This window comes from Leuconostoc carnosum, assembly GCF_007954525.1.
GTDB classification, from domain to species: Bacteria; Bacillota; Bacilli; order Lactobacillales; family Lactobacillaceae; genus Leuconostoc; species Leuconostoc carnosum.
Genome location: NZ_CP042374.1, coordinates 577,147 through 600,050 on the forward strand (window position 1 = coordinate 577,147; position 22,904 = coordinate 600,050).

Genomic DNA, 22,904 nt, shown 5'->3' on the forward strand with positions numbered 1-22,904 from the left:
CACGTATTAACCTTTGCTTTGTTGCAGTGCTGCTGCTACAAAATCACGATACAAACCTTCTGGTCGTTCAGGGCGTGATAAGAATTCTGGATGGTACTGTGCTGCTACAAAGAAATCATTTTTCGAATATTCAATCACTTCCATCAAACGATCATCTGGTGATGTCGCTGCAAATATCATACCTGCTTGTTCAAATTCCGCACGATAACGTGTATTGAATTCGTAGCGATGACGATGACGTTGTTGAATCTCATCAACATCATCATAAGCCTTAGCCGTCAATGTGTTTGGCACCAACTTAGCAGGATACAAGCCAAGACGTAATGTGCCACCCAAGTCTTCAATATTTTCTTGATCTTTCATCAAATCAATAATGGGTGCAGTTGTTTTTGGATCTAATTCAGTTGAGTTTGCATCTTGATAACCCAAAACATGACGTGCAAATTCAACTGATGCTAACTGCATGCCCAAGCAAACACCTAGGAATGGAATATTTGACTCACGAGCATAGCGGATAGCTGCAATTTTACCTTCCGTACCGCGGGGACCAAAGCCACCAGGAATCATAATACCATCAACGTCCGCCAACAACTCTTCAACATTTTCTGATGTTACAGTTTCGGACTTAATGTGCTTAATATGAACATCAGCTTTCTTCGCATAACCAGCATGTTTCAAAGCTTCATTTACCGAAATATAAGCGTCTGGCAAGTCAGTATATTTACCAACTATCGCGATATTAACTGATTGCTGAGGGTGTTTGATATTTTCAACCATCTTAGCCCAATTATCCATATCAGCTTTTGGTGCATCAACTTGTAGTTTATTTAGAACAACATCATCCATTCCCTGCGCCTGTAAATTCAAAGGAATTTCATATAATGTTTCGACATCACGAGATTCGACTACGGCATCTGCCTTAACATCTGTAAATGTTGAGATCTTCTTTTTCAAACTGTCTTCAAGTGGTTCTGATGTCCGTAGAACAATCATATCAGGTTGAATACCTAATGATCGTAACTGCGCCACCGAATGTTGTGTTGGCTTTGTTTTAGCTTCACCAGCAGCTGTTAAGTAAACAATCAAGCTCGTATGAATATAAAAAACATTTTCACTGCCTAAATCTGATTTCATTTGGCGTAATGCTTCAATAAATGGCAAACTTTCAATATCACCAACAGTACCACCAACTTCAACAATAACCACATCAGCATCTGTTGATTCCGCAGCTTTTTTCATCTTATCTTTGATAGCATCAGTGATATGCGGAATGACTTGAACTGTACCACCATTATAATCACCACGACGTTCTTTTGCTAGAACCTCAGAATAAATACGACCAGTAGTCACATTGGAATACATGTTAGTATTGATATCCATGAACCGCTCGTAATGTCCCATATCCAAATCTGTTTCCAGGCCATCACCTGTCACAAAAGTTTCACCGTGTTGGTAAGGTGACATCGTACCTGGATCAATATTAATATAAGGATCCAACTTTTGAATTGCGAGCTTTAAGCCACGATTCTTAAGCAAACGACCAAGTGATGCTGCTACAATCCCTTTGCCAAGAGATGACACAACGCCACCGGTAACGAAAATGTATTTGACTTGTTTATCTGTCATGATGCCTCCTCATGATTTAGCGCGATGCGCGCACAACGTTTCAGGGGTAAAAATAAAATAGAAAAGCCCCCAAGATTACCTTGGGAGCTTTTAACGTCTGTCCCAATAAATGGGAGCCCTAATATATAATACAGAGTTAACCTATATTTGTCAAATATTTATTTAAGTTGTTACACAATAAGTCCCAAAACATGACTACTTGTTAACACGCTTAAATACTGTAATAGCTTCAACATGCGTTGTTTGAGGGAATTGGTCAATAGGTTGTACAGGACCATCAATTTCAAATCCTTCGTCCAAAATTTGAACCGCATCACGTGCTAATGTCGCTGGATTACAACTAATATAAACAAAAGTCTCAGGTTTCATTGCACTCACTGCTGAAATCAGTTCTGCTGTCAATCCCTTTCGTGGTGGATCAACAAAAACAACATTTGGTTTTAGACCTTCTGTTGCCCATTTTTCCATTTGTTCGGGTGCATCTGCTGTGACAAATTCAACATTATCAACATGATTATTCTTAGCATTCTTTTTGGCATCAGCTACAGCATCTGCTACAACCTCAACACCATAAACTTTCTTCACCTGGTCAGCGATTGATAAAGTAATTGTTCCAATACCAGAATAAGCATCCACCACAATATCAGTTGGCTTCAAATTAGCTTTTTCGGCTGCTAATGAATACAATACTGCCATGGTTTGTGGATTAACTTGATAAAACGAATTAGGTCCGATAACAAAATCTTTGCCCATTAATTGGTCATGGATTTCATTAGCACCCCAAATAGTCTCGTTTTGTTCACCCATAATCACGTTATTGCCTTCATGATTAATGTTGTGGATAAAGCTCTTTAATTCAGGGAGTTTTGCCTGTAACTGTGTAGCAATTGCCTCTGCTTCTGGTAACTTTTTACTATGTGTCACAATAACTACCATTAATTCATGTGAATAGTATCCACGGCGTGCCATAATATGACGGATAACACCTTTTTTAGTCGTCTCATCATAAGCTGAAATACCTAAATCTCGTAAAATATCTCGTGTCACAGTCACTGCTTCATCAACTTTTTCATCTTGAATATAAAAATCTTCAATTGGTACCAGTTTATGTGATCCACGACGGTAAAAACCAGTTTCCAAACGACCATTTATCATTTTTACTGGTACTTGTGCCTTATTTCGATACCTATATGGATTTTCCATACCAATTGTTGCATTTACATCAACATCGATATTAACTTTCTTAAATAATTGCACAACCTGTTCCTGTTTAAAAATTAATTGTGCGTCGTATTTCAAGTTAGCTAGTGGTGCAATACCAGTTGCAATAGCATCTTGATTCACATTTTCGGCACGGTTAGGTGATGATTGTATACGCTTTGATACACGTCCAAAAGCATAACTCTTCAATACTTTTGTAATACCAACTCTAACTATTTCACCAGGAATTGCATCTACCACAAAGATGGGAAAGTTATCAATTTTGATAACCCCCATGCCTTGATAGGTTATATCCACGACAGTAGCTTCAACCTCTTGATTTTTAACTACTGGCGCCTTCTCTTTGTATACACGATTAGCTTTTGCCATAATTTTTTGCGTATCACAATAATAACTTAATGTGATACTACTTTCCTTTCAGGGTTTTTCGACACCCACTTAAAATATTAGTTCGTATTTAGCTTTTCAACATCTTTTACAAACTGTTGTGCTTTCTGAGTAGAAATAGTAGCTGCTTCAGGCATCCCTGATCGATTAGCAACAAATTCAATATGCTGCTGAAGATCATTAAATACCATTGGCGCATCACCACCATACTCACCATCTAAGTTGACTTTCAATTGATCATCATCAAGTGGTGTGATTTCTACTTTACTCGTTTTTTTGTAAATCATTTGTGAATTATCAATATGCTTGCCACCATTTAACATTTGAGCAATCATTTGTAAAATTTGCGCCAAGTTCGACTCTTTAATAATTAACAGTGTAAATTTACCATCATCTAATTTAGCATCAGGCACGATTGACTCAAAACCGCCCACTGAGTTCGTTAGCGCCAAAAAAATCATTGATATTTTACCAGAATATTCGCCATCATCGTACGTTACCTTGGCATTAACTGGCTTAATACGCGTAATTAATTCTGCACCCTTCACTAGATATGCAACGTAGCCATACAAAGATTTCATTAAAGAAGGTACAGTGTAAGTTACTTCACTAATCGTTCCCAACGCTGCAATATTCATAAAATATTTTGTTTCATCATGATTGCTCACTTGACCAATATCCATCTTGATCGTCTCATGTTGAAAAATGACCTTTGCAGCTTCTAACGGTTCATCTCGTGGCAATTTTAAAGCACGGGCATAATCATTGGTTGTACCAGCTGGAATAACAGCCATCATGGGTCTTTTAGTTAATGGGGCTAATCCATTAACAACTTCATTGATTGTACCATCACCACCTGCGGCTACAATCAAATCAAACCCTACCTTTGCTGCTCGCGCTGCTTCTTTTGCTGCAGACATTGGTTCTGGTGTAGTAGCAAAAGCGGACGTCTCATAACCTGCTTGTTCGTATACTTGTAATATATCTAACATTTCACGTTTGATCGTTTCGCGCCCTGACGTTGGATTATAAATAATTCGTGCTTTCATTTTAAAGTGTGAACTGACAGCTGTCTGCAAGATACTAGTGAACAAATAGTTTTTCTAATTGATAATTAGAAAAACTATTTGTTCACTAAAATCATTACACTGTCCAACACGTTTCCGTGCACACTATCCTTTCATCATACTATGTACACAGGCCAAAGCCTGATTAAAAATTATTATCGTTTTGCGAGTTCTTCTAACAGCAGCTTATTCATAACACCAGGGTTGGCTTGACCTTTGGACATTTTCATCAATTGCCCGATCAAATAACCAGTTGCACGGTCTTTACCGCCCTTAAAGTCTTCAATTGACTGTGGATTATTATCCAAGACTTCTGTGATCCAGCCAAGCAAAACTGTTGGATCACTAATCTGTACTAAGCCATTTTTCTTAGCAAAAGCTTCAGGTTCTTCACCCGTCATGATTGCTTCAAAGACTTGCTTAGCTTGCTTCGTTGAAATTGTGCCAGATTCAATTAATTTAATCATTCCTGATAGATGTTCTGGTGTTAATTTTGTCTCTTGTAGTTCGACTTGATGCTTGTTCATGTAGGCATTAACATCCCCAATGAGGTAATTGGCTGCGCGCTTAGCATCGGCACCATCAGCCACTGTGGCATCATAAAAATCAGCCATTGCCAAAGTCTGTGTTAAGACTTCGGCATCATATGGCGCAATCCCAAGCGTATCAACATAATCTTTTTGACGTTGACTAGCTGATTTTGGCAACTCGGCTGCCACTTCATCAATCCATTGTTGGTCAATCACAACGGGTGCTAAATCGGGTTCGGGGAAATAACGATAGTCATCAGCCCCCTCTTTCACACGCATCAACATTGTTGACTTTGTTGGTTCGTTGTAACGACGCGTCTCTTGTTGAATAACGCCACCTGAACGTAATACTTCTGCTTGACGTTGTTCTTCAAAAATTAAAGCATTACGGACATAGGTAAATGAATTAATATTCTTCATTTCTACCTTCGTACCATATTCACTCGAACCATAAGGACGAATTGAAATATTGACATCAGCACGCATTTGTCCTTCTTGCATCTTAGCTTCAGACACACCTGTAAACAAAATAGCTTGGCGTAATTGTTCTAAGTAAGCATACGCCTCATCAGGTGAAGCAATATCTGGTTCTGATACAATTTCAATCAAGGGAGTACCTTGACGATTCAAATCAACATATGAATAGCCATCATCACCATGGGTATTTTTACCCGCATCTTCTTCCACGTGCATTTCTTTAATCCGTACACGTTTGATTGTGCCATCGGTCAATGTCACATCCAAGTGTCCATTGGTTCCAATTGGTGTTTGTGATTGTGTTGTTTGATATGATTTCGGATTATCAGGATAAAAATAATTTTTACGATCCCAACGAATAAAAGGTGATACTGTCGCATTCAAAGCTAATGCCACCCGCATACCATATTCCAACGCCCCTTTGTTGGCTACGGGCAAAACACCAGGATAACCAAAATCAATGACGTTCGTGTTTTCATTCGGCTCATCACCATAATGTACCGGTGAAGGTGACAACAGTTTTGAATTTGTTTGCATCTCAACATGGACTTCAAGCCCAATTGTTGTTTCAAAATTTCCAGTTCCCATTAATGTGTCCCTCCTTTTTAATATGCTTTAGCAATATCTGGCTTTTTTTCAAAAAGACGACTCGCTTGTTCGTAAGCAAAACCAGTTTGATAAACTGTTTGTTCATCAAATGGCTTGCCAATAATTTGCAAGCCAACTGGTAAGCCATCGACAAATCCGGCATTGACTGATAAGCCTGGCAATCCAGCTAAGTTCACCGGAATCGTTAATACGTCTGCCAAGTACATCGCTGTTGGGTCATCAATTTCTTCACCCAAACCATATGCCACTGTTGGTGCAGTTGGTCCCACAATGACATCATAATCTTCAAAGACTTTATTGAAGTCCTCAATGAGTAAAGTACGGATTTTAGCTGCTTTCTTAAAGAAAGCATCATATGCACCTGCCGACAGTGAGAAAGTTCCTAACATAATACGACGCTTAACTTCGTCTCCAAAACCTTCTGATCGTGTTTTAACGTACAAATCTTCCAGTGTTTTAACATTATCAGCACGGAAACCATAACGCACACCATCATAACGTTGTAAGTTCGATGAGGCTTCGGATGACATAATAATATAGTAAGCAGCCACACCATATTTTGTATGTGGTAAAGTCACTTCATCAACTATGGCACCTAACGCCTCTAATTGTGCGATAGCAGCTTTCACCGTTGCGGCAACTTTAGGATCAATACCTTCGCCAAAATATTCTTTCGGTACGGCAATTTTAAGGCCTTTAACATTTCCCGATAACTTAGAAGTGAAATCTGGTACATCACGATTAGATGACGTTGAATCTTTGGCATCAAAACCAGCAATCGTATTTAATACTAAAGCATTGTCTTTTACAGTCCGTGTAAATGGTCCGATTTGATCTAATGAAGAAGCCATAGCAAAGAGCCCCCAACGGGAAACGCGACCATATGTTGGTTTTAAACCAACAATACCATTAAATGCTGCAGGTTGTCGGATTGAACCACCAGTATCTGATCCTAATGCAAATGGAACTAGTCCTCCAGCCACAGCAGCCGCTGAACCACCAGATGAACCACCAGGCACCTTAGTATGATTCCAGGCATTAGTCGTTTGCTTGTAATAAGACGTCTCTGTAGAACCACCCATAGCAAATTCATCCATGTTAGCCTTACCCACAGAAATCGCACCCGCATTTTGTAGCTTATCAACAACTGTTGCGTCATAAACTGGCTTGAAACCTTCCAAAATATGTGATGCACCAGTCGTTGGGATGCCTTTGGTTGACAAATTATCTTTTAAAGCTACCGGTAAACCAGACAAAATATGCGCAAACTCACCTTTTTCGTCAATCTCACTGGCCTTTTTCATAGCTTCTTGTGCATTTGTCATGATAAATGCATTCAACTGATCATCTGTCTTTTCAATATTATCTAATGCAGCTTGTGTTAACTCAGTAACTGTTATTTCTTTATTCACTAATTGATCGTGCAGTGAATTCAAGTCATTATCAAAAAAATTAATTGTCATGATTACTTTCCCTCACCATCCAAAATTGCTGGTACCTTAATTAAGTCGGCAGCTGATGATGGTGCATTGCTCAGTAATGCCTCTTTTTGGTGCCAATTATCGGCAATATCATCACGTAAATGATTAATATTTTCTGTCACTGAATAAGTTGGTTCGACATTGTCAGTATCCACTTCACTAAGTGTATTAAAGATATTTAAGATATCGCTCAATTGCGTTGTAAATTGCTCAAGTTCAGCGTCATTAAATGCTAACTTAGCTAAACTAGCAACATGAGCAACTTCTTCTTTGGAAATGGTTGTTTCAGACATTTACTTACTCCTTTAAATGTGTTTCAGTTCTCTTAATTACTACTGCAACTAAAACTTTTTGTTATACTTAATCATTTTACCATAACTCCCTACATCTCTCCTCTTGCATTTTAATGATAATCGCGTATAATTAATCCTGTTGTAGAAACAACACGACCGACCACTTTGTTTAGCGTCTCACCGTCGCTTTACACAGTTCTCGGCGACATTTTAGAAAGGTGGATATGATTATGGCCCTTACACAAGAACGTAAGAACGAAATCATCACGGAATATGCTCGCCACGAAGGCGATACTGGTTCAGCTGAAGTACAAATCGCAGTTTTAACTGCTGATATTAACGAACTGAACACACACATGGCAGCTCACAAGCATGATTTCCACTCACAACGTGGATTGATGAAGAAGATTGGTAGCCGTCGTAACTTGTTACGTTACCTCCGCAACACTGATATTCAACGTTATCGTGAATTGATCCAACGCTTAGGTTTGCGTCGTTAATCCTCGGATTACATGAAAACCTCGTATCAAATTTAAGGAGAAAAGACATATGCCTGTTATTGAATCAGCTATTCAACGTGTTCGTCTTGCTAAGAAGCAACACGACCGTAATGAACCTCAAGCCAGTGCCTACCGTACAGCTGTTAAGCGTTTTGAAAAAGCTGCAGCTGCTGGTGAAGACAACTTGGCAGAATTGTACAAGACTGCTTCTTCAGCTATTGATCACGCCTACTCAAAAGGTTTGATTAAGAAGAACAAGGCTTCACGTGAAAAGTCACGCCTAGCTAAGTACGTTAAGTAATCAATAAAAAACACGTAGATTTTTAAATAATCTACGTGTTTTTATTTATACTCGAATGATAAAAAAAGCACCTGAGAAGTTTTTCACTTCACAGATGCTTTTTTATCATAATCACTAGTACTACTCGTATCATTTAATATAAAACGTTCAAAAAGTAATTCTGGGTCTTGTGCCGTTGATTTTAACTGAACTTCGATGTCAACCATGCCTAAATACCCGGAACGTAAAGCTTTAGCTGTATATTTTTTTAATGCTTGCTTTGCTAATTTGACTCGATATGGGTGCACTCCGAGTTGCCTACCAATTTCTTGTTCAGTACCCGAAAGACCCGCTACTTGAATCAACAAACGAAATTGTCCAGTCAAAACTGCATTAATACGTAAAGCCACTTCCCCATTTTGTAATAAATCACGATAAATCATGAGTGCTGACTTAATTTTTCTGGTCATCACCGCATCTACTAAATCAAAAACATTAGCAGTCAATGTTTTTGGCACTAAACCAGTTACAGCTGCTAAATTAATTCTTTTACTCGCCACCGTATAAGCAATTAACTTTGGTAATTCATTTTGCATAGTTGTAAAATGAGCGTTGGTCCTTAACGTTAATTCCTGCAATGCATCTTGATCAATTTTATAGGCACGTTGATTCAATTGTTGCATAATTGCTTGTTGCGCTTGTTTGTCAGTTAAGGCAGGTAATTCAATATGTTCTGCCACTTTAAGTAACTGTTTTGTAATTTTTTTACGTTTGTCAACTTTCAAATCATTAATGAACAATACCACAACATTTTCAGCAACAGGACGTTCTAGTAACTGCAAAAATTGTGCTTGAGTATGCTCAGTTAATTTCCCCTTTGGTGTTAAAAACTCAGGATTTTGAACTATGATGACCCGCCGATCACCAAAAAAAGGCATTGACATTGCATCGCTTATCACATCATCTAATGACTGATTGGTGAGATTGAATTGTGAATAATTCATATCTTGATCAGCAACCGAAATAAGCTGTTTAAAAGCAGATTGTGCGCGTTGAATCAATGCTTCTTCATCACCCATGACAACATAAAAATTTGCCAAAGCATTATTATCAATGTTCTGCTGTAGTTGTTGTAAATTCATCAGTTAATTTGACCTTAAAATGACCCTTTTCTCTGAAATAACTATATTTTATCATACCATGCGCCTGTGTATTATAGACAAGAATCTGATTATCTTGAGCAGTCTTTAATGTTTCCTCACTGGGGTGATTGTAACGATTATGCCGGCCAGCCGAAACAATTCCGATCTGTGGGTGCCAACGTTTCATAATTTCTGGATTAGTCGATGTTTTAGAGCCGTGGTGCCCAAATTTAATTAAATCAACAACCAGATTTGGATAATGGTTGGCTATTGCAACCTCACCACCTTGATCTAAATCGCCAGCAGTAAATAGTTGCTTACCACCTATCTTACCAAACAAAGCAATAGAGTTTTCATTATCAGCTTCACCAGCAACAAATGGATGTAAAATCTGTAATGGTAATTTGGGTACTTTTGTTCCAGCGATTGCTTCAATAACTTGCGCTTTTTTCAAATAGGGTTGTATTTCTCGCATATACGCCTCTTTTTTCATCATACCTGCAGGCACAATCACATATTTAACTGACATTTGCTGTAAAATAATTTTAGCGTCACCGATGTGGTCAAAATCCTGATGAGTTAAAACCAAGTGGTCCACTCGCGAAATACCACAGCTATGTAAATAATTAACTATCACAGCTTCACCATTTGTTTGTGTAAAACGTTGCTTCTGCCAATTTTTTTGCTGACCAAAAGTCACCTTTCCACCTGTATCAATAAGTGTTACCGTACGATTAAATGGTGTTCGAATCAATGCAGCATCCCCCTGCCCAATATCAAATGTCGTCAGTTCACCATGTACTGGAAAATGTGTCCAAATCAAAGTTATTGCAAATATAATAGGCCATAATACTCGTGCATAAAGGGCGACTTTCTTTTCTCTTACAAAACACAACAAGCCTGCTATGAGTAATAACAAAACAAATAACCAAGGTATTTTACCTACAATTAGATCCCCCGGCCAAGTTGCCAGCCAATCTAGTGTTTTGGCAAAGCTAGCAATCGTTGCATTCATCCAATAAACCACCCCAGTAACTGATTGACCAAAGTAACCGATCATCACACATGGTACAATCAGTGTACCAAACACCGGTATTGCCGCAAAGTTAGCGCATGTTTGCAAGAGGTGCCAATGATATTGTTGCACAACAATTAAGGGAAAGCTGACAACACTCAATAATAAATTGACCTGCCAAAAATTAAGTTTTTGTGTAAATAATAAACAAAAAGTCAGAGCAAATGATAATTGTCCGCCTAAAGTTAATAAAATACCCGGTGCATAGATTAAACTACCTAATAAACTCAGTGCCCAAATATTGAATGATTTTATTTTACAATGGCTCGCTTGCTGAAACATGAGTAGTAATCCAGCAATTAGTGCTCTAACCAATACTGCTGGCTCACCGGCAAAAATGAAATACATAATTAATGCCAGTGCCCCAATACCTGAAGCAATTTCTTTTGGTATATACAATCGTTTAAAACCAGCCATTAATAGCATCAATAAGTATGAAACATGAAAGCCAGAAACACTAAATAAATGTATAAGCCCCAATACCTGGACACCAGGATTATTTTCATACAGCGTTTGTGGCGTTTTTCCCAAAATTAATGCCTGGGCATAGTCACTTAAAGGTTGCGGTAATTTTTCAGCATTTTGTAAACTCATCGCATGCCATATATGCAGTTGATATCGGATTTTTTGGTACCAATTTTTTGCTTGTCCGCTATCACAATGCAAAAATTCAACATTCGCTTGATGTGTTATATGCTTAGTTTCATAATATTTTTGAGCATCAAATTGATTGAAATTCGTTGCTGGTTTTATTCGAGAAACTTTGGCACTAGCACTAAACCGTATAACTTGTGTTTCACATAGCCAATTATTTTTTTCTGTTTCAGAAGTTAACGTGTAATATAATCGGACAACTTGACCGTTTTCAAGATGCGCATCTGTTTTTAATTTATCCCCATCTATATTGACGCTATCTGGGAAAATAATGCCATTAATTTGTTGTTTATCTGGATGTACTTGACTGATTTGTTGTTTTAAATCATGCGCATCATATATAAAATATAGCGTGAATGGCACAGCCAAGCTCAATAACAAAATGAACAAGTAACGATTAAAATTAATCATTAATAAGAGTACACAAATCAACATCAATGTTATCGTTATGGCATTGATACGATAAATAACTGCCCCAATAGCAGCAATCGTCAAACTAACTAGTAATAAATGACGTCCTGGCATTAGACTGTTATTTTATCTTGGATGGCTTCGAAACGTTTATCGCCAACCCCAGCAACTTGTTTAATTTCTTCAATCGATTTAAAACCACCATGTTCGTCACGGTAAGCAATAATTTGTTCAGCTTTTTTTGCGCCAACACCCTCTAAAGTTTGTAATTCCTCAATTGTGGCCGTGTTTAAATTAACCTGAGTCTGATTACTATTAGTATTTGGTGTATTGGCTGTTGAATGATTTGGTAAACGCTCACCTTTCACCGGTATGTAAATCATTTGACCATCAGTCAATTTTTGCGCTAAGTTGACTTGGTTTATGTCTGCTTGTGCAGTTACACCACCTGATCTAGCAATCAAAGTTTGCACGCGTGGGTTATCAATAATATCATAAACACCAGGTGTCTTAACAGCCCCTTTAATATCAACCATAATCGCAGTAGTTGATTTAACAGTAGATGACGTGCTGCTAACCGCATCGCTACCACTACTCACAGCCTTGGCACTATAAGCTGCTACTGGGGTATCTTCTGTTCTAGTGTGCACTAAAAGAAAAATCCCGCTAACTAAAATCACGAAAACTATAGCTATCAATATCTTATAATCAGCTAATTTATTTTTTATGACATCAAATGTATCCATCATAGTATTTACCTCTATGATATGATACGATAATTTGTTTGTCAGCACTAAAAAGCACCTAACAAAAGTTAGGTGCTAGTTTGGCATGTAGAATACGCTTCTACGGGCGGTTATTGGTTGTCACGCCAACAACAAAGTCGCGTCACCGCAGTGCAAGCACTGTTAGTCATGGTGAGAAAACGGCGGTTCCACAACCACCATTAACACCTGCATCTATACGAGATTTGTGATTAAACACGGCAGGCCGCCTTCGGCGCTAATTTTTCAAGCGCTTCGACTCATCGCATAAAACAAGTATAGCATATAATTAAGAAAAAAACTATTCAAATATATATCATTTGATTGATCAACATGATGCTATCACTAACACAAAGCTGATATAATAACTATATGATTAAACTAACAAAACTTGAAAAACATAGTATTCGACGTACAGCCAACCCAACACATACCGTTATGGCAGATCTTTACATACCTAACTTTCATGGTGATACTCGACAAGCCATTGCCGAATATGTTATTGATACCTATGACCTAGGTGTATTAAATAGCGTAAAAAACTCAACCACACGGCATGTTTTAGATTTTACCGCCATCAGCGGCAATCAAATAACACGTACCACTGGAAAAATTGAATATATTGACTAAACCCAATGTTTATTCTTTTGTTTCCGTTGCGGTTTCTTCTTTTTCTAATTCTTGTTGTACCGTCACAATATGTGCTAGCTGTTCATCAAACCAATTTGAAATTTTACTTTTGACGCTATCTGATTCATCAAGATAAGCAGCCACTGAACTAGCTAAACTAATTTTCAATCGCGACTGACTGACATTTGGATTTTCTACAATCATGTATAAATAAACGTCATTGTCTTCTTTTTCGGTCAAGATAAGCTTTTTTAATTGGTTCGTATAACGTAATGGCAAATTAATAACATTAGTTTCTAAACTTAACGTTGTCCCATCTTCTTCTATACCGCCATTAATTTGTACTTCAAGGTGCATAAAAGTATCAGCTTGTATATGTTCATCTAAGCCGTCAAATAACTCATCTAATGCAATTTCTGTCCCATCCTCAAGAACATAAATCGCACTATAGTAACCATTTTCTGAGATATTTGTTAGAGCCTTTTCGCCTGTAATTTGCATAAAATTGTCCTTATCAGTGAATTCTAAGTATGATTTACTATATATTACCTGGCATCAAAATACAAAAACTATAACAGCACGTTGCTACCAAATAACTGGTAGCAACGTGCTGTTATTAGTCGAGATTGACATCATTTTTTATGTGGCATACGTTTCCAAAAATCATCTTTATTCGTTTGGCGTGTCCTTGCAATGCCCATTGCATGTTCTGGCACATCATTAGTAATCGTCGAACCTGCAGCCGTAATGGACTCAGGCGCAATATGAACAGGTGCTACCAGTTTTGTATTAGAACCAATAAATGCACGATCGCCAACCGTTGTATTTGATTTATTTACACCGTCATAATTAACAAATATGGTACCAGCACCGATATTGACATCTTCGCCAATCGTAGCATTGCCAATATATGTCAAATGACCAGCCTTTGTATTAGCCGCTAATTTAGCCTGCTTAACCTCAACAAAATTACCAACATGAACGTAATTACCTAACTCAGCATCTGGACGTAAATGCGCAAAAGGTCCAATAGTCACATGATCGGCTACTATGGCAGCTTCCATATGTGATGATGTGATCGTTGTCATGTTACCTATAAGACTATCTGAAATTCTTGATCCTTGTGTAATCACACTATTCTCACCAATTTTAGTGTGTCCTAAAATAGTCACGCCACCTTCAACAACTGTATCTTGTCCGATCACAACATTAGCATCAATATAAGTATGTAATGGATCCAATAATTCAACACCAGCAAGCATTAACTTATGATTGATTCTTTCCCGCATCACATGATTAGCTGTTGCCAATGCTACACGGTCATTAACTCCCAAGGATTCTGTAAAATCTTGTAATGTGTGCGCACCAATTTGCTGATTTGCCTGGCGCAAGATATTCAATGTGTCTGGTAAATAGTACTCACCCTGCGCATTATCATTTTTAACTTCTGCTAAAGCCTTAAATAACAACTTATTATCAAATATATAAACCCCAGTGTTGATTTCACGAATTCTTCGTTCAGTTACACTGGCATCTTTTTGTTCTACAATTTTTAATACTGTATCATCATCTGCACGAACAATTCGACCATACCCAGTTGGATCATCAGCAATCGCTGTTAGTACAGTCACTGTATTATTGGACCTTTTGTGTTCAGCAATAAATTCTGCTAGTGTTTCAGTGCGAAACATAGGTGTATCACCAGACATAATCAAGGTAACACCTTCACTAGCAACTAATTGTTCTTCTGCCTGTTGAACAGCATGACCAGTTCCCAACTGTTCTGACTGAAGCACAAAATCACTGCGTTTGCCTACGTGATTTTGAACACTTTCTGCACCCACACCAATTACAGTAATCGGTCTGCGTGTGGATAATGGTTCGACTGCATCTAATACCCAATCGATCATTGTTTTACCAGCTACCTGATGTAACACTTTAGGTGTCACTGATTTCATACGAGAACCATGTCCCGCTGCCAATACTAAAACATTTACTTCATCAATCATGAAAAATTATGCCTCATGTTTATAAATTTCTTCTAGATAGTTTCCTGCAGTCACTAAAATTGGTTCACCATTTTTCAAATTAGTATCAACGTGCAATAGTGATGTAAACCGATCAAGTAACCTTGTTGTAGAACGTCCTTCGGCAAAAACAGCTGTTCCAACCACAGTGCCATCAAATTCACTGACCAACGTTTGCATGCCTTGTATTGTGCCGCCAGCTTTCATAAAATCATCCACAATTAAAACACGAGAACCGGTACGTAATGAGCGTCTTGACAATTCCATTTTTTCAACACGTTTCGATGAACCCGTTAGATAATTGACCGATACAGTTGGTCCTTCCGTTACTTTGGCATCATCGCGGACAATGACAAATGGCACATTTAGCTGTTCAGCAACTGCTTGAGCTAATGGGACACCTTTTGTTGCAGCAGTCATCACAGCATCAATATTATCATGTAAATATTGTGTTGCAATTAAGCGTCCAGCTTGGCGCAAGACATCCGGACGGCCCAATAAATCAGATAAATAAACATATCCACCAGGCAACACACGTGTTTCGTCATTAACTTCCTGACGAATTCCTTCAATAAATTCTTTAGCTTCTTCTTCAGTCATATATGGCGTAAAACGCGTACCACCTGCTGCACCTGGTACTGTTTCTAATAAACCAGTGCCTCGTTCATGAAATGTACGTTTTAAAATAGATAAATCCTCAGAAATAGAAGATTTCGCTGAATCATAACGCTTAGCGAAGTAAGATAAAGATATTAGTGTACGTGGGCGCTCAAGCATATAGCGCGCCATATCAACAAGACGATCAGAACGACGTGTTTTCATATTATATAACATGCCAAAAACATATTTAGCACGTATTCTCCTTTATAAGTAGTCATATTTAAATTTAATTATAACAGTATTCGAACCTAAATGTTCGGTATTTAAGCGTTTTTTTGAAATTGCCACACAGATATTAAATAAATAATAACTTCAATAATAGCAATAAAGAAACTCGTTGGTAAATTCGTTAGATAGGCTAAAGTCAATCCAGCCCATGTACCAAACAAAGCTAAAACAATAGCTAACCCCATTAATTTGATAACCGTCGTCGTATAGTACCTTGCACTTGCAGCTGGTAGCGTAACTAAAACAAAAATTAACAGTGACCCAACTAATTGTGATGAAATACTAACTGATAGTGCAATCATCACCAAAAAGATATAACGTACTGATTTTTGACGCCAATTTTGCAAGAAAATACCCGTTTCATCAAAAGCTAACTGCCGTAATGATCGATAGTTAACCAATAAAACAGCCACAACAAGTATGGCTAACGCCACCAATAGCCACAAATCGTCACGACTAATGCCCAACACTGAACCAAACAAAATACCAGTTGCAGCGGTCGTACTTGTATGCCCTAATGCTAAAAATAAAATACCAAGACCAATAGCTAATGCTGAAATAGCACTCGTTACATTATCACGTTTTGTATAACCTGACTCCAATGCCCCTATAGCGATAGAAGCACCACTAGTGGCTATCATCATACCAAGCAGTGCTGGCCAACCAGCAAACAATCCAAATGCTGCGCCGGCAAAACCAATTTCACTCAAACTGTGCGTTAAAAAGGCGTAATTTCGGGCCACAACGAAAGTGCCAACGATACCTGCAACAATGCTAACAATCGTACCAGCTATAAACGCATTCTGCATAAAACTATAACTAAACATGATGTACCTCGTCTTCAAAGTGACTATATGTCAAACGTGTTGTCAAAGATTGCAACTGACTAGCTTCGCCTTGCGTAGCTTCCCCATTTTCAAACAATAAATAACCATCGGCAAATTCCGAAACCAATTTAAGTTCATGAGTAATAAATAAGATGGTCAAATTTTCTGTTTCTTGTAATTGTTTCACAATACGTAATAACTGTACTTTATGCTCATGATCAAGACTTGCTGTTGATTCATCTAAGATTAACAGATCTGGATTTTGAACAAGTGCTTGCGCAACAAAGGCACGCTGCTTTTGGCCACCAGAAGCTAGGCCTAAGCGTTTATTCTGTATGTCTAATAAATCCATTCGCTTTAAGGCATCTTGAATGGCTTCTTTTTCGGAACTATTGGTCCACAAATGCCAACCCTGATTATAATTAAGCCCAACAAATTCTGAAACAGTGAGTGGATAATCTCGCGTAATTTCTCTAAACTGCGGTACAAAACCAATTCGTTGTGCATTAACTTGTAAGTCACCACTAATTTGTTGATTTTGACCAATTAGTGCCTTGACGAAGCTCGTTTTCCCTGCACCATTTTCACCCAAAACAGCAAAAAAACGTCCTATGGGCACGTCAATATTGGCGTGCGACAACACAATTTTTTCGCCATAGCGTATGCCAAAATCTTTTGTTTTGATAATACTCATACTCTACCACTTCCTATTGTAACAGCATTTTCTAATTGTTTAACCAGCTCCATTTGCCACTGCCAGACCTTCTGATCATGCGGTAATACTTGATTAAAAGTAATTACTGGTATTTTAGCATTATCTGCTAATTTTACCAATCGTCTATCATGCTCGGTTTGATCTTGACTGGCTCTTAAAATGAACTGTATTTTGCCAGACTTAAGTTCCTTTTCAAGGTGATTAAAATCATCATCAGATAGCGATTCTAAATTAGATACCACTGATTTATAACCAAGTTGAGACATGAAAAGTTGTTGCGCCTGATTCGTTGCTACATAATTAACATTCTTTTTGGTTTTTAATATTTCAATTTCATCAGCTAAAAGTTGTGTCTCTTGACTCATTTTTTCGCTATTTTTAACATAACTATTACGATATTGTGGATCCATATCACTTAATAAATTAGTTAAGCGCGTGATTGTTTGTAAAATGACATCTGGGCTGAGCCAGTAATTTGTGTAGTTTTGATTATCTAAAACATCACTAGCGATCAAAAGTTTAGAATGTAATTTCATTTTACGCCGCTGTGTGAGTAACTGACTTTTATGACTGTCAGTGATTACTACTTCAGCTGCTTGGAAATTCTGTTTATCAGTTGTTGTCGTCAGCGCCCCATTGACGACGACAACGTGTCCATTCTTATGAGTAAGCGATTCAGCTATTTGTTGATAAGCAGTATTATCGGTTACAATTTTAACTGGTGTGTGTGCTGGTGGTGGCATTTCAACTGTCATTCTCATAAAAATGAGTAAAATACCGATCGGCACTAGTGCAATTGTCAAAATAGCATAAAGAGTTTGTTTATTCATAAATAGATTATCTCATAGTCACAAAAAAAGCCCAATAGGGCAATCTTACTTAATCAGCAAAGGTAATATCAATATTATTTGTCAATACATCAGTATAGCTATACGAAGCACGTTCAAAATTGGCGTCTTCATCTAATTCCACTACGAATAGTGAAGGAAATGTGGAACGAAGTACACCGCTACGTTCCGTTATTTTCTTGCGACCCGCTTGTGCCACGACAGTGACTTCTTCTCCAACATGAGCATCAAGCTTGGTCTTAATGTCTTGTAAACTACTTGGCATTTTTATACCACCTTTCGTGAAAAACTTATTTAATTATAACATAAATAAGCCTTAAAATCAAGGTATAGTGTATATTTAAATAAAAAAATGCAAAATTATACGGTTATTTGGTTAACCCTTGTGCCCTCAAAGCTAAGTATAGCGTTGTAAATTCTGCCAATTCCAAACGTTCCGCGCGAATTGCCGGTGAAATACCTGCTGATTCGAGTGCCGTTGTGATTTTTTCTTTAGTCGCAGCATCCTTACCATATGTCTGTAACATATTATTCCACAAGCTCTTACGACGATGAGAGAAACTACCCTTAATTACACCAAATAAACGTTCTGGTTGATCCACGACAATTTCAGGTGTTAATGGCGTCAACTTAACAACAGCCGAATCAACATTTGGTGCAGGATTAAATGATACTGCGGCGACCTTCATTGCTAACTGTGCTTGAGCAAAATATTGTAATGTCAGCGTTAATACGCCATATTCTTTCGTTCCAGGCTTTGCATTGAGGCGATCAGCCACTTCACGTTGCATCATGACGACAATATTATCCCAAGAAATATTGGCTCGTAAAAGCTGCATCAGAATGGGTGTCGTAATATAATACGGTAAATTAGCTACTACTTTAACAGTGGCATTTTGTCCAAATTCAGCAGCAATCAACTCATTCAAGTCAACTTTTAACACGTCGTTTTCAATTACTTTGACATTATCATATGGTTGTAAAGTATCTGATAATACCGCTACCATTTGTGAATCAATCTCAAGTGCAACAACTTTTTTGGCTGCACGTGCTAACTGTTCTGTCAATGATCCAATACCCGGTCCGATTTCAAGCACAAAATCATCATTAGTAATTTCAGCTGTATCAACAATACCATGAAGTATGTTCAAATCAGTCAAAAAATTCTGACCTAATTTCTTTTTTGCATGCAACCCGTATTTATTTAAAATTGCTTGTGTCCTTATTGGATTAGCGATATCGATTACATCTGCCATCTAATCATTTCCTTTCAGTACGGTCAAAATTTGTAATTTAGTAATACCAAATTGTTGTGTTCGCCGCAAAAATTGCTTGCCATTGGCGTAACCAATATGTAAAACATCGCCAACCAATTGACGACGTTGCCGAGCATTAGCACCTGCCAACAGCCCTTGCTGCAACAAAAAAGCCTTATCAATATCGCTCATTGCACTTTTTTTAGGGGTAACTAGCTGCGCTAACGCTGCTTGCAAATCTGCTGGTGAAGCATGTTCCACACCCAATGTCTGATGTGGATTATCCTTCGCTGCCCGACCTTGATTTTGCGTAATAAATGCTTGTTTTGCAGTTGGTACCACTTTGGTTACAAGTTCACGAATACGTTGCCCGTTAAAATCAGGATCAGTTAAAATAATTACGCCACGCTTTTTTTCAGCCAATTTAATTCGCTCTAATGCTGATGCATTGACCGCACTACCACCAGTTTCAATAGTATCTGCAACAACTGCTCGAGCTAAATTTTGTGTGTCTGAATGGCCTTCAACAATGACCACTTCATTGATTTCTGGTAATAGTTTAGTCATGATTTAAAAATAAGCGATGCGCATTGGTGCGTGTGATATCTGACATCTCTTTAGGTGATAAATTCAACGTTTCAGCTAAAGAATCAACAACATATTTAACAAATGCAGGTTCATTATCTTTACCACGGAATGGTGTTGGCGTTAGATATGGCGCATCCGTTTCGACCAAAAGACGTTCCAAAGGAACTGCTTGAGCTGCTTGGCGGACATCATCAGCTTTTTTAAAAGTGACAACCCCACTAAATGAGATGTGCATGCCTAACGCTACAAATGCCAAAGCTTGCTCCGGTGTACCTGAAAAGCTGTGCATAACACCTTTATGTACACCACTTGCTTTTAGCATGTCATATACATCAGAAAAGGCGTCACGATTATGAATAATTACTGGCAAATCATATTTTTTTGCTAAGGCCAGATGCTTTTTAAAAGCTTCTTTTTGCACATCGTGAGCTACTGTCTCCCAATAATAATCCAACCCAGTTTCACCAACACCTACAACCTTTTCTTGTTGTAACTGCATTTCTAATTTTTCAGCCGCTGCGCTATCAAATGCCGTTGTATCTTCTGGTTGAAAACCAAGTACAGCATAAATATTGTCATGTGCTTGTGCAATGGTTAAGGCACGCTCGTTAGCCAATGCATCATACCCAACAATATTCATCTCCATCACACGAAATTCATTTGCACGGCCAATATAGGCGGGCACGTCATGAAAAAGTTTATCATCATTCAAATGCGTATGTGAATCATAGCTATCAGCTGGTGTTTTTGTTAAATCATAAATTGCCATGTTATGTTTACACGTAATGCTAGATATTAGTATTTCTATATATTAATACATCCGTAGCTTTACGCATTCCTCCGTTTTCTTCGGTTTCATTTTTTGTTATTTAGATTATTCAATAAATACTGTTGCCTAGTAATATAATGACAACACTTTTAAGTATAACATAAGAAAAAAGCCGCTTGGCGGCTTTTAATTTATCATTCAGTTGTTGATCCATCAACTAAAACAAAGTTTTTCAACATACCGTTAACAAACTTACGATCGTCTTCGTCAGCAAAAGTTTTAGCTAAAATCAAGGCTTCATCAATCGCCACTTTATAAGGTACCAATTGATTCGTTAATTCATAAATCGCTAAACGTAAAATAACCAAATCTGCTTTGTTAATACGGTTAATTGCCCATCCATCAGCTAAATGCGCTGTAATTTGTTCATCCAATTCAGATTTTGTACCCAACACACCATTAATTAATCGTGGTAAATAGTCATCAAAATCTTTCCCTTCTAAAACAATATCATATAAATCATCAATGTTATTGTTTTGTGGGTCTTTTTCAAGGGCAAATAAAATTTGGAACGCTGCTTGGCGTGCCTCATGCCGTGTTAAATTAGCCATTAATCGACCACCTCAGTCGTTTCTGTTTTACCAAACAAGTTATTAGGGTCAATTTCACTGGGTACTTTTTCAGGAATAATGCCGCTGACGTGCACATTAGTTTGCGCAATACTAAGATCTGCTGTCGATGCAATTTGTGATCGGATAGCATTTTGAATCGCAAGCGCAACTTTAGGAACGGCCACACCGTATTGTAAAAAGACATAGGCATCAATCATCAAACCATCTTCGGTTTGCGTCAATTCAACCCCTTTACCTCGAGCATTTGAACCAAAAGCACTAGTGAAACGATCAGATAGTTTACCACGCATTGAATAAACACCCGGCACTTCTTGTGTAGCAATTTGTGCGATCACTTCAATCACTTCTGGCGTGACTTGTGTTGTTCCCACAACCTGACTTTCTGTTGCCAAAATAATATTTTTTGTATTTTGCTTGTTATGCTTGATTTCTCTGGCCATTATTCCATCCTCGAAAGTATTCTTTAGTAAAATAAAAAGTTCCACTGGGGAACTTTCCACCTATGCTCCCCTGCCACAGAATCATGCGACATGTTGACATTTTATTTTTTTGATAATTGTTATTAAAAAATGGCATGCTCACACTTTAGGCTAGGGAATAATTATTAGGCGCGACCTTTGTATGAACCATCTTCTGTGTTAACAATAATTGTTTCGCCTTCATTAATGAAGTCAGGCACAGTAATTGTTGCACCAGTTTCAACAGTTGCAGGCTTTCCTGAACCAGTAGCTGTTGCACCCTTAATACCTGGTTGTGTTTCAGTCACTTTCAAAGTCACTGTTGATGGTAATTCAGCACCTAAAATTTCATTACCATACATAGTAATCTTAACTTCCATACCTTCCAATAAGAACTTCAATGCTGAAGTAATCTTATCGTCTGGTAAATTAACTTGTTCGTATGTTTCAACATCCATGAAAACACGACCATCATTTTCGGCAAATAAATATGACATGGGACGTGTTGTAATATCAGCTTGTTCAAACTTGTCACCAGGACGGAACGTCACTTCGTTAACTGCGCCAGTGCGCAAGTTCTTTAACTTCGAGCGAACGAAAGCGCCACCTTTTCCAGGTTTAACGTGTTGAAAGTCCAAAACACGCCAAATTGAGTTTGAGTATTCAATAGTCAAACCATTCTTCAAGTTGTTCATGCCAATTGCCATGATTAGTATCCTCTTTTATTAATAATATAGTTTATTATAACA

The 22,904-nt window shown here is 37.9% G+C and carries 25 protein-coding genes; 3 read left to right on the forward strand and 22 right to left on the reverse strand.

Annotation, left to right across the window (positions count from 1 at the left end):
- Window positions 1-6: 6 nt before the first annotated feature.
- The 6 genes from FGL89_RS02730 to gatC form a co-directional block, all read right to left on the reverse strand.
- Complete coding sequence (locus tag FGL89_RS02730; RefSeq protein ID WP_147000344.1) at window positions 7-1,626, reverse strand: CTP synthase; 1,620 nt, start codon at window positions 1,624-1,626, stop codon at window positions 7-9.
- A gap of 195 nt (window positions 1,627-1,821) precedes the next feature.
- A complete protein-coding gene (rlmD, locus tag FGL89_RS02735; protein ID WP_147000346.1) occupies window positions 1,822-3,216 on the reverse strand; it encodes a 23S rRNA (uracil(1939)-C(5))-methyltransferase RlmD in 1,395 nt (464 codons plus the stop codon).
- 77 nt (window positions 3,217-3,293) lie between these two features.
- A complete protein-coding gene (locus FGL89_RS02740; RefSeq protein ID WP_014973923.1) occupies window positions 3,294-4,283 on the reverse strand; it encodes a diacylglycerol kinase family lipid kinase in 990 nt (329 codons plus the stop codon).
- 173 nt (window positions 4,284-4,456) lie between these two features.
- A complete protein-coding gene (gene gatB, locus FGL89_RS02745) occupies window positions 4,457-5,896 on the reverse strand; it encodes an Asp-tRNA(Asn)/Glu-tRNA(Gln) amidotransferase subunit GatB (protein WP_147000349.1) in 1,440 nt (479 codons plus the stop codon).
- Between the two features lie 17 nt (window positions 5,897-5,913).
- The gene (gatA, locus tag FGL89_RS02750; protein ID WP_147000351.1) at window positions 5,914-7,380 is read right to left on the reverse strand and encodes an Asp-tRNA(Asn)/Glu-tRNA(Gln) amidotransferase subunit GatA; all 1,467 of its coding nucleotides are present in this window, start codon (window positions 7,378-7,380) and stop codon (window positions 5,914-5,916) included.
- A 2-nt stretch (window positions 7,381-7,382) separates the two neighbouring features.
- Window positions 7,383-7,691 carry an Asp-tRNA(Asn)/Glu-tRNA(Gln) amidotransferase subunit GatC gene (gene gatC, locus FGL89_RS02755; protein WP_147000353.1) on the reverse strand — a complete coding sequence of 103 codons (309 nt, stop codon included), beginning with the start codon at window positions 7,689-7,691 and terminating at the stop codon, window positions 7,383-7,385.
- Between the two features lie 230 nt (window positions 7,692-7,921).
- Here gatC and rpsO point away from each other — a divergent pair, with 230 nt between their 5' ends.
- Window positions 7,922-8,191, forward strand: coding sequence for a 30S ribosomal protein S15 (gene rpsO, locus FGL89_RS02760; RefSeq protein WP_013103687.1), 270 nt, complete (start codon window positions 7,922-7,924; stop codon window positions 8,189-8,191).
- A 49-nt stretch (window positions 8,192-8,240) separates the two neighbouring features.
- On the forward strand, window positions 8,241-8,492 hold the full coding sequence (gene rpsT, locus FGL89_RS02765) for a 30S ribosomal protein S20 (RefSeq protein WP_014973919.1): 252 nt from the start codon (window positions 8,241-8,243) through the stop codon (window positions 8,490-8,492).
- 83 nt (window positions 8,493-8,575) lie between these two features.
- Here rpsT and holA read toward each other — a convergent pair whose 3' ends face one another.
- From holA to FGL89_RS02780, 3 genes are read right to left on the reverse strand one after another with little or no spacing between them, the layout of a single operon-like run.
- On the reverse strand, window positions 8,576-9,613 hold the full coding sequence (gene holA, locus FGL89_RS02770; RefSeq protein WP_147000355.1) for a DNA polymerase III subunit delta: 1,038 nt from the start codon (window positions 9,611-9,613) through the stop codon (window positions 8,576-8,578).
- Window positions 9,582-11,867 carry a DNA internalization-related competence protein ComEC/Rec2 gene (locus tag FGL89_RS02775; protein ID WP_147000358.1) on the reverse strand — a complete coding sequence of 762 codons (2,286 nt, stop codon included), beginning with the start codon at window positions 11,865-11,867 and terminating at the stop codon, window positions 9,582-9,584. Before FGL89_RS02775 ends, holA begins: the two co-directional genes overlap by 32 nt.
- A complete protein-coding gene (locus tag FGL89_RS02780; protein ID WP_147000360.1) occupies window positions 11,867-12,502 on the reverse strand; it encodes a helix-hairpin-helix domain-containing protein in 636 nt (211 codons plus the stop codon). Before FGL89_RS02780 ends, FGL89_RS02775 begins: the two co-directional genes overlap by 1 nt.
- A gap of 387 nt (window positions 12,503-12,889) precedes the next feature.
- Between FGL89_RS02780 and FGL89_RS02785 the strand changes: the two genes are divergently transcribed.
- Window positions 12,890-13,147 (forward strand): hypothetical protein, encoded by a 258-nt coding sequence (locus tag FGL89_RS02785; protein ID WP_014973915.1) that lies wholly within the window; start codon window positions 12,890-12,892, stop codon window positions 13,145-13,147.
- 9 nt (window positions 13,148-13,156) lie between these two features.
- Here the strand turns inward: FGL89_RS02785 and FGL89_RS02790 are convergent, their stop codons facing one another.
- The 13 genes from FGL89_RS02790 to efp form a co-directional block, all read right to left on the reverse strand.
- Window positions 13,157-13,648 (reverse strand): hypothetical protein, encoded by a 492-nt coding sequence (locus FGL89_RS02790; protein WP_014973914.1) that lies wholly within the window; start codon window positions 13,646-13,648, stop codon window positions 13,157-13,159.
- Between the two features lie 131 nt (window positions 13,649-13,779).
- Entirely contained in the window at window positions 13,780-15,156 is a 1,377-nt protein-coding gene (glmU, locus tag FGL89_RS02795) for a bifunctional UDP-N-acetylglucosamine diphosphorylase/glucosamine-1-phosphate N-acetyltransferase GlmU (protein WP_147000362.1), read from the reverse strand.
- A 6-nt stretch (window positions 15,157-15,162) separates the two neighbouring features.
- A complete protein-coding gene (gene purR / locus FGL89_RS02800) occupies window positions 15,163-15,996 on the reverse strand; it encodes a pur operon repressor (RefSeq protein ID WP_014973912.1) in 834 nt (277 codons plus the stop codon).
- Window positions 15,997-16,097: 101 nt separating this feature from the next.
- Window positions 16,098-16,889 (reverse strand): metal ABC transporter permease, encoded by a 792-nt coding sequence (locus tag FGL89_RS02805; RefSeq protein WP_014973911.1) that lies wholly within the window; start codon window positions 16,887-16,889, stop codon window positions 16,098-16,100.
- Window positions 16,882-17,583 (reverse strand): ATP-binding cassette domain-containing protein, encoded by a 702-nt coding sequence (locus FGL89_RS02810; RefSeq protein WP_014973910.1) that lies wholly within the window; start codon window positions 17,581-17,583, stop codon window positions 16,882-16,884. The genes FGL89_RS02805 and FGL89_RS02810 overlap by 8 nt, the downstream gene beginning before the upstream one ends.
- Complete coding sequence (locus tag FGL89_RS02815) at window positions 17,580-18,434, reverse strand: metal ABC transporter solute-binding protein, Zn/Mn family (protein WP_147000364.1); 855 nt, start codon at window positions 18,432-18,434, stop codon at window positions 17,580-17,582. The genes FGL89_RS02810 and FGL89_RS02815 overlap by 4 nt, the downstream gene beginning before the upstream one ends.
- Window positions 18,435-18,483: 49 nt before the next feature.
- The gene (locus FGL89_RS02820; protein ID WP_014973908.1) at window positions 18,484-18,717 is read right to left on the reverse strand and encodes a Veg family protein; all 234 of its coding nucleotides are present in this window, start codon (window positions 18,715-18,717) and stop codon (window positions 18,484-18,486) included.
- 103 nt (window positions 18,718-18,820) lie between these two features.
- Window positions 18,821-19,708: a 16S rRNA (adenine(1518)-N(6)/adenine(1519)-N(6))-dimethyltransferase RsmA gene (rsmA, locus tag FGL89_RS08610; protein ID WP_186727198.1), complete on the reverse strand. Its 888-nt coding sequence runs from the start codon at window positions 19,706-19,708 to the stop codon at window positions 18,821-18,823.
- On the reverse strand, window positions 19,709-20,275 hold the full coding sequence (gene rnmV, locus FGL89_RS08615) for a ribonuclease M5 (RefSeq protein ID WP_186727199.1): 567 nt from the start codon (window positions 20,273-20,275) through the stop codon (window positions 19,709-19,711).
- Window positions 20,268-21,065 (reverse strand): TatD family hydrolase, encoded by a 798-nt coding sequence (locus FGL89_RS02830; protein WP_147000366.1) that lies wholly within the window; start codon window positions 21,063-21,065, stop codon window positions 20,268-20,270. The genes rnmV and FGL89_RS02830 overlap by 8 nt, the downstream gene beginning before the upstream one ends.
- A 194-nt stretch (window positions 21,066-21,259) precedes the next feature.
- Window positions 21,260-21,676: a transcription antitermination factor NusB gene (gene nusB / locus FGL89_RS02835; protein WP_014973904.1), complete on the reverse strand. Its 417-nt coding sequence runs from the start codon at window positions 21,674-21,676 to the stop codon at window positions 21,260-21,262.
- Window positions 21,676-22,137, reverse strand: coding sequence for an Asp23/Gls24 family envelope stress response protein (locus tag FGL89_RS02840; protein WP_147000369.1), 462 nt, complete (start codon window positions 22,135-22,137; stop codon window positions 21,676-21,678). Before FGL89_RS02840 ends, nusB begins: the two co-directional genes overlap by 1 nt.
- A gap of 164 nt (window positions 22,138-22,301) precedes the next feature.
- Window positions 22,302-22,862, reverse strand: a complete 561-nt coding sequence (gene efp / locus FGL89_RS02845; RefSeq protein ID WP_014973902.1) for an elongation factor P — start codon at window positions 22,860-22,862, stop codon at window positions 22,302-22,304.
- Window positions 22,863-22,904 lie beyond the last annotated feature (42 nt).

Bases quoted from the DNA above. Each gene is read 5' to 3' on its own strand.
- FGL89_RS02730 (WP_147000344.1), bottom strand. From the start codon at position 1,626: ATGACAGATAAACAAGTCAAATACATTTTCGTTACCGGTGGCGTTGTG.
- rlmD (WP_147000346.1), bottom strand. From the start codon at position 3,216: ATGGCAAAAGCTAATCGTGTATACAAAGAGAAGGCGCCAGTAGTTAAA.
- FGL89_RS02740 (WP_014973923.1), bottom strand. From the start codon at position 4,283: ATGAAAGCACGAATTATTTATAATCCAACGTCAGGGCGCGAAACGATC.
- gatB (WP_147000349.1), bottom strand. From the start codon at position 5,896: ATGGGAACTGGAAATTTTGAAACAACAATTGGGCTTGAAGTCCATGTT.
- gatA (WP_147000351.1), bottom strand. From the start codon at position 7,380: ATGACAATTAATTTTTTTGATAATGACTTGAATTCACTGCACGATCAA.
- gatC (WP_147000353.1), bottom strand. From the start codon at position 7,691: ATGTCTGAAACAACCATTTCCAAAGAAGAAGTTGCTCATGTTGCTAGT.
- rpsO (WP_013103687.1), top strand. From the start codon at position 7,922: ATGGCCCTTACACAAGAACGTAAGAACGAAATCATCACGGAATATGCT.
- rpsT (WP_014973919.1), top strand. From the start codon at position 8,241: ATGCCTGTTATTGAATCAGCTATTCAACGTGTTCGTCTTGCTAAGAAG.
- holA (WP_147000355.1), bottom strand. From the start codon at position 9,613: ATGAATTTACAACAACTACAGCAGAACATTGATAATAATGCTTTGGCA.
- FGL89_RS02775 (WP_147000358.1), bottom strand. From the start codon at position 11,867: ATGCCAGGACGTCATTTATTACTAGTTAGTTTGACGATTGCTGCTATT.
- FGL89_RS02780 (WP_147000360.1), bottom strand. From the start codon at position 12,502: ATGATGGATACATTTGATGTCATAAAAAATAAATTAGCTGATTATAAG.
- FGL89_RS02785 (WP_014973915.1), top strand. From the start codon at position 12,890: ATGATTAAACTAACAAAACTTGAAAAACATAGTATTCGACGTACAGCC.
- FGL89_RS02790 (WP_014973914.1), bottom strand. From the start codon at position 13,648: ATGCAAATTACAGGCGAAAAGGCTCTAACAAATATCTCAGAAAATGGT.
- glmU (WP_147000362.1), bottom strand. From the start codon at position 15,156: ATGATTGATGAAGTAAATGTTTTAGTATTGGCAGCGGGACATGGTTCT.
- purR (WP_014973912.1), bottom strand. From the start codon at position 15,996: ATGAAAACACGTCGTTCTGATCGTCTTGTTGATATGGCGCGCTATATG.
- FGL89_RS02805 (WP_014973911.1), bottom strand. From the start codon at position 16,889: ATGTTTAGTTATAGTTTTATGCAGAATGCGTTTATAGCTGGTACGATT.
- FGL89_RS02810 (WP_014973910.1), bottom strand. From the start codon at position 17,583: ATGAGTATTATCAAAACAAAAGATTTTGGCATACGCTATGGCGAAAAA.
- FGL89_RS02815 (WP_147000364.1), bottom strand. From the start codon at position 18,434: ATGAATAAACAAACTCTTTATGCTATTTTGACAATTGCACTAGTGCCG.
- FGL89_RS02820 (WP_014973908.1), bottom strand. From the start codon at position 18,717: ATGCCAAGTAGTTTACAAGACATTAAGACCAAGCTTGATGCTCATGTT.
- rsmA (WP_186727198.1), bottom strand. From the start codon at position 19,708: ATGGCAGATGTAATCGATATCGCTAATCCAATAAGGACACAAGCAATT.
- rnmV (WP_186727199.1), bottom strand. From the start codon at position 20,275: ATGACTAAACTATTACCAGAAATCAATGAAGTGGTCATTGTTGAAGGC.
- FGL89_RS02830 (WP_147000366.1), bottom strand. From the start codon at position 21,065: ATGGCAATTTATGATTTAACAAAAACACCAGCTGATAGCTATGATTCA.
- nusB (WP_014973904.1), bottom strand. From the start codon at position 21,676: ATGGCTAATTTAACACGGCATGAGGCACGCCAAGCAGCGTTCCAAATT.
- FGL89_RS02840 (WP_147000369.1), bottom strand. From the start codon at position 22,137: ATGGCCAGAGAAATCAAGCATAACAAGCAAAATACAAAAAATATTATT.
- efp (WP_014973902.1), bottom strand. From the start codon at position 22,862: ATGGCAATTGGCATGAACAACTTGAAGAATGGTTTGACTATTGAATAC.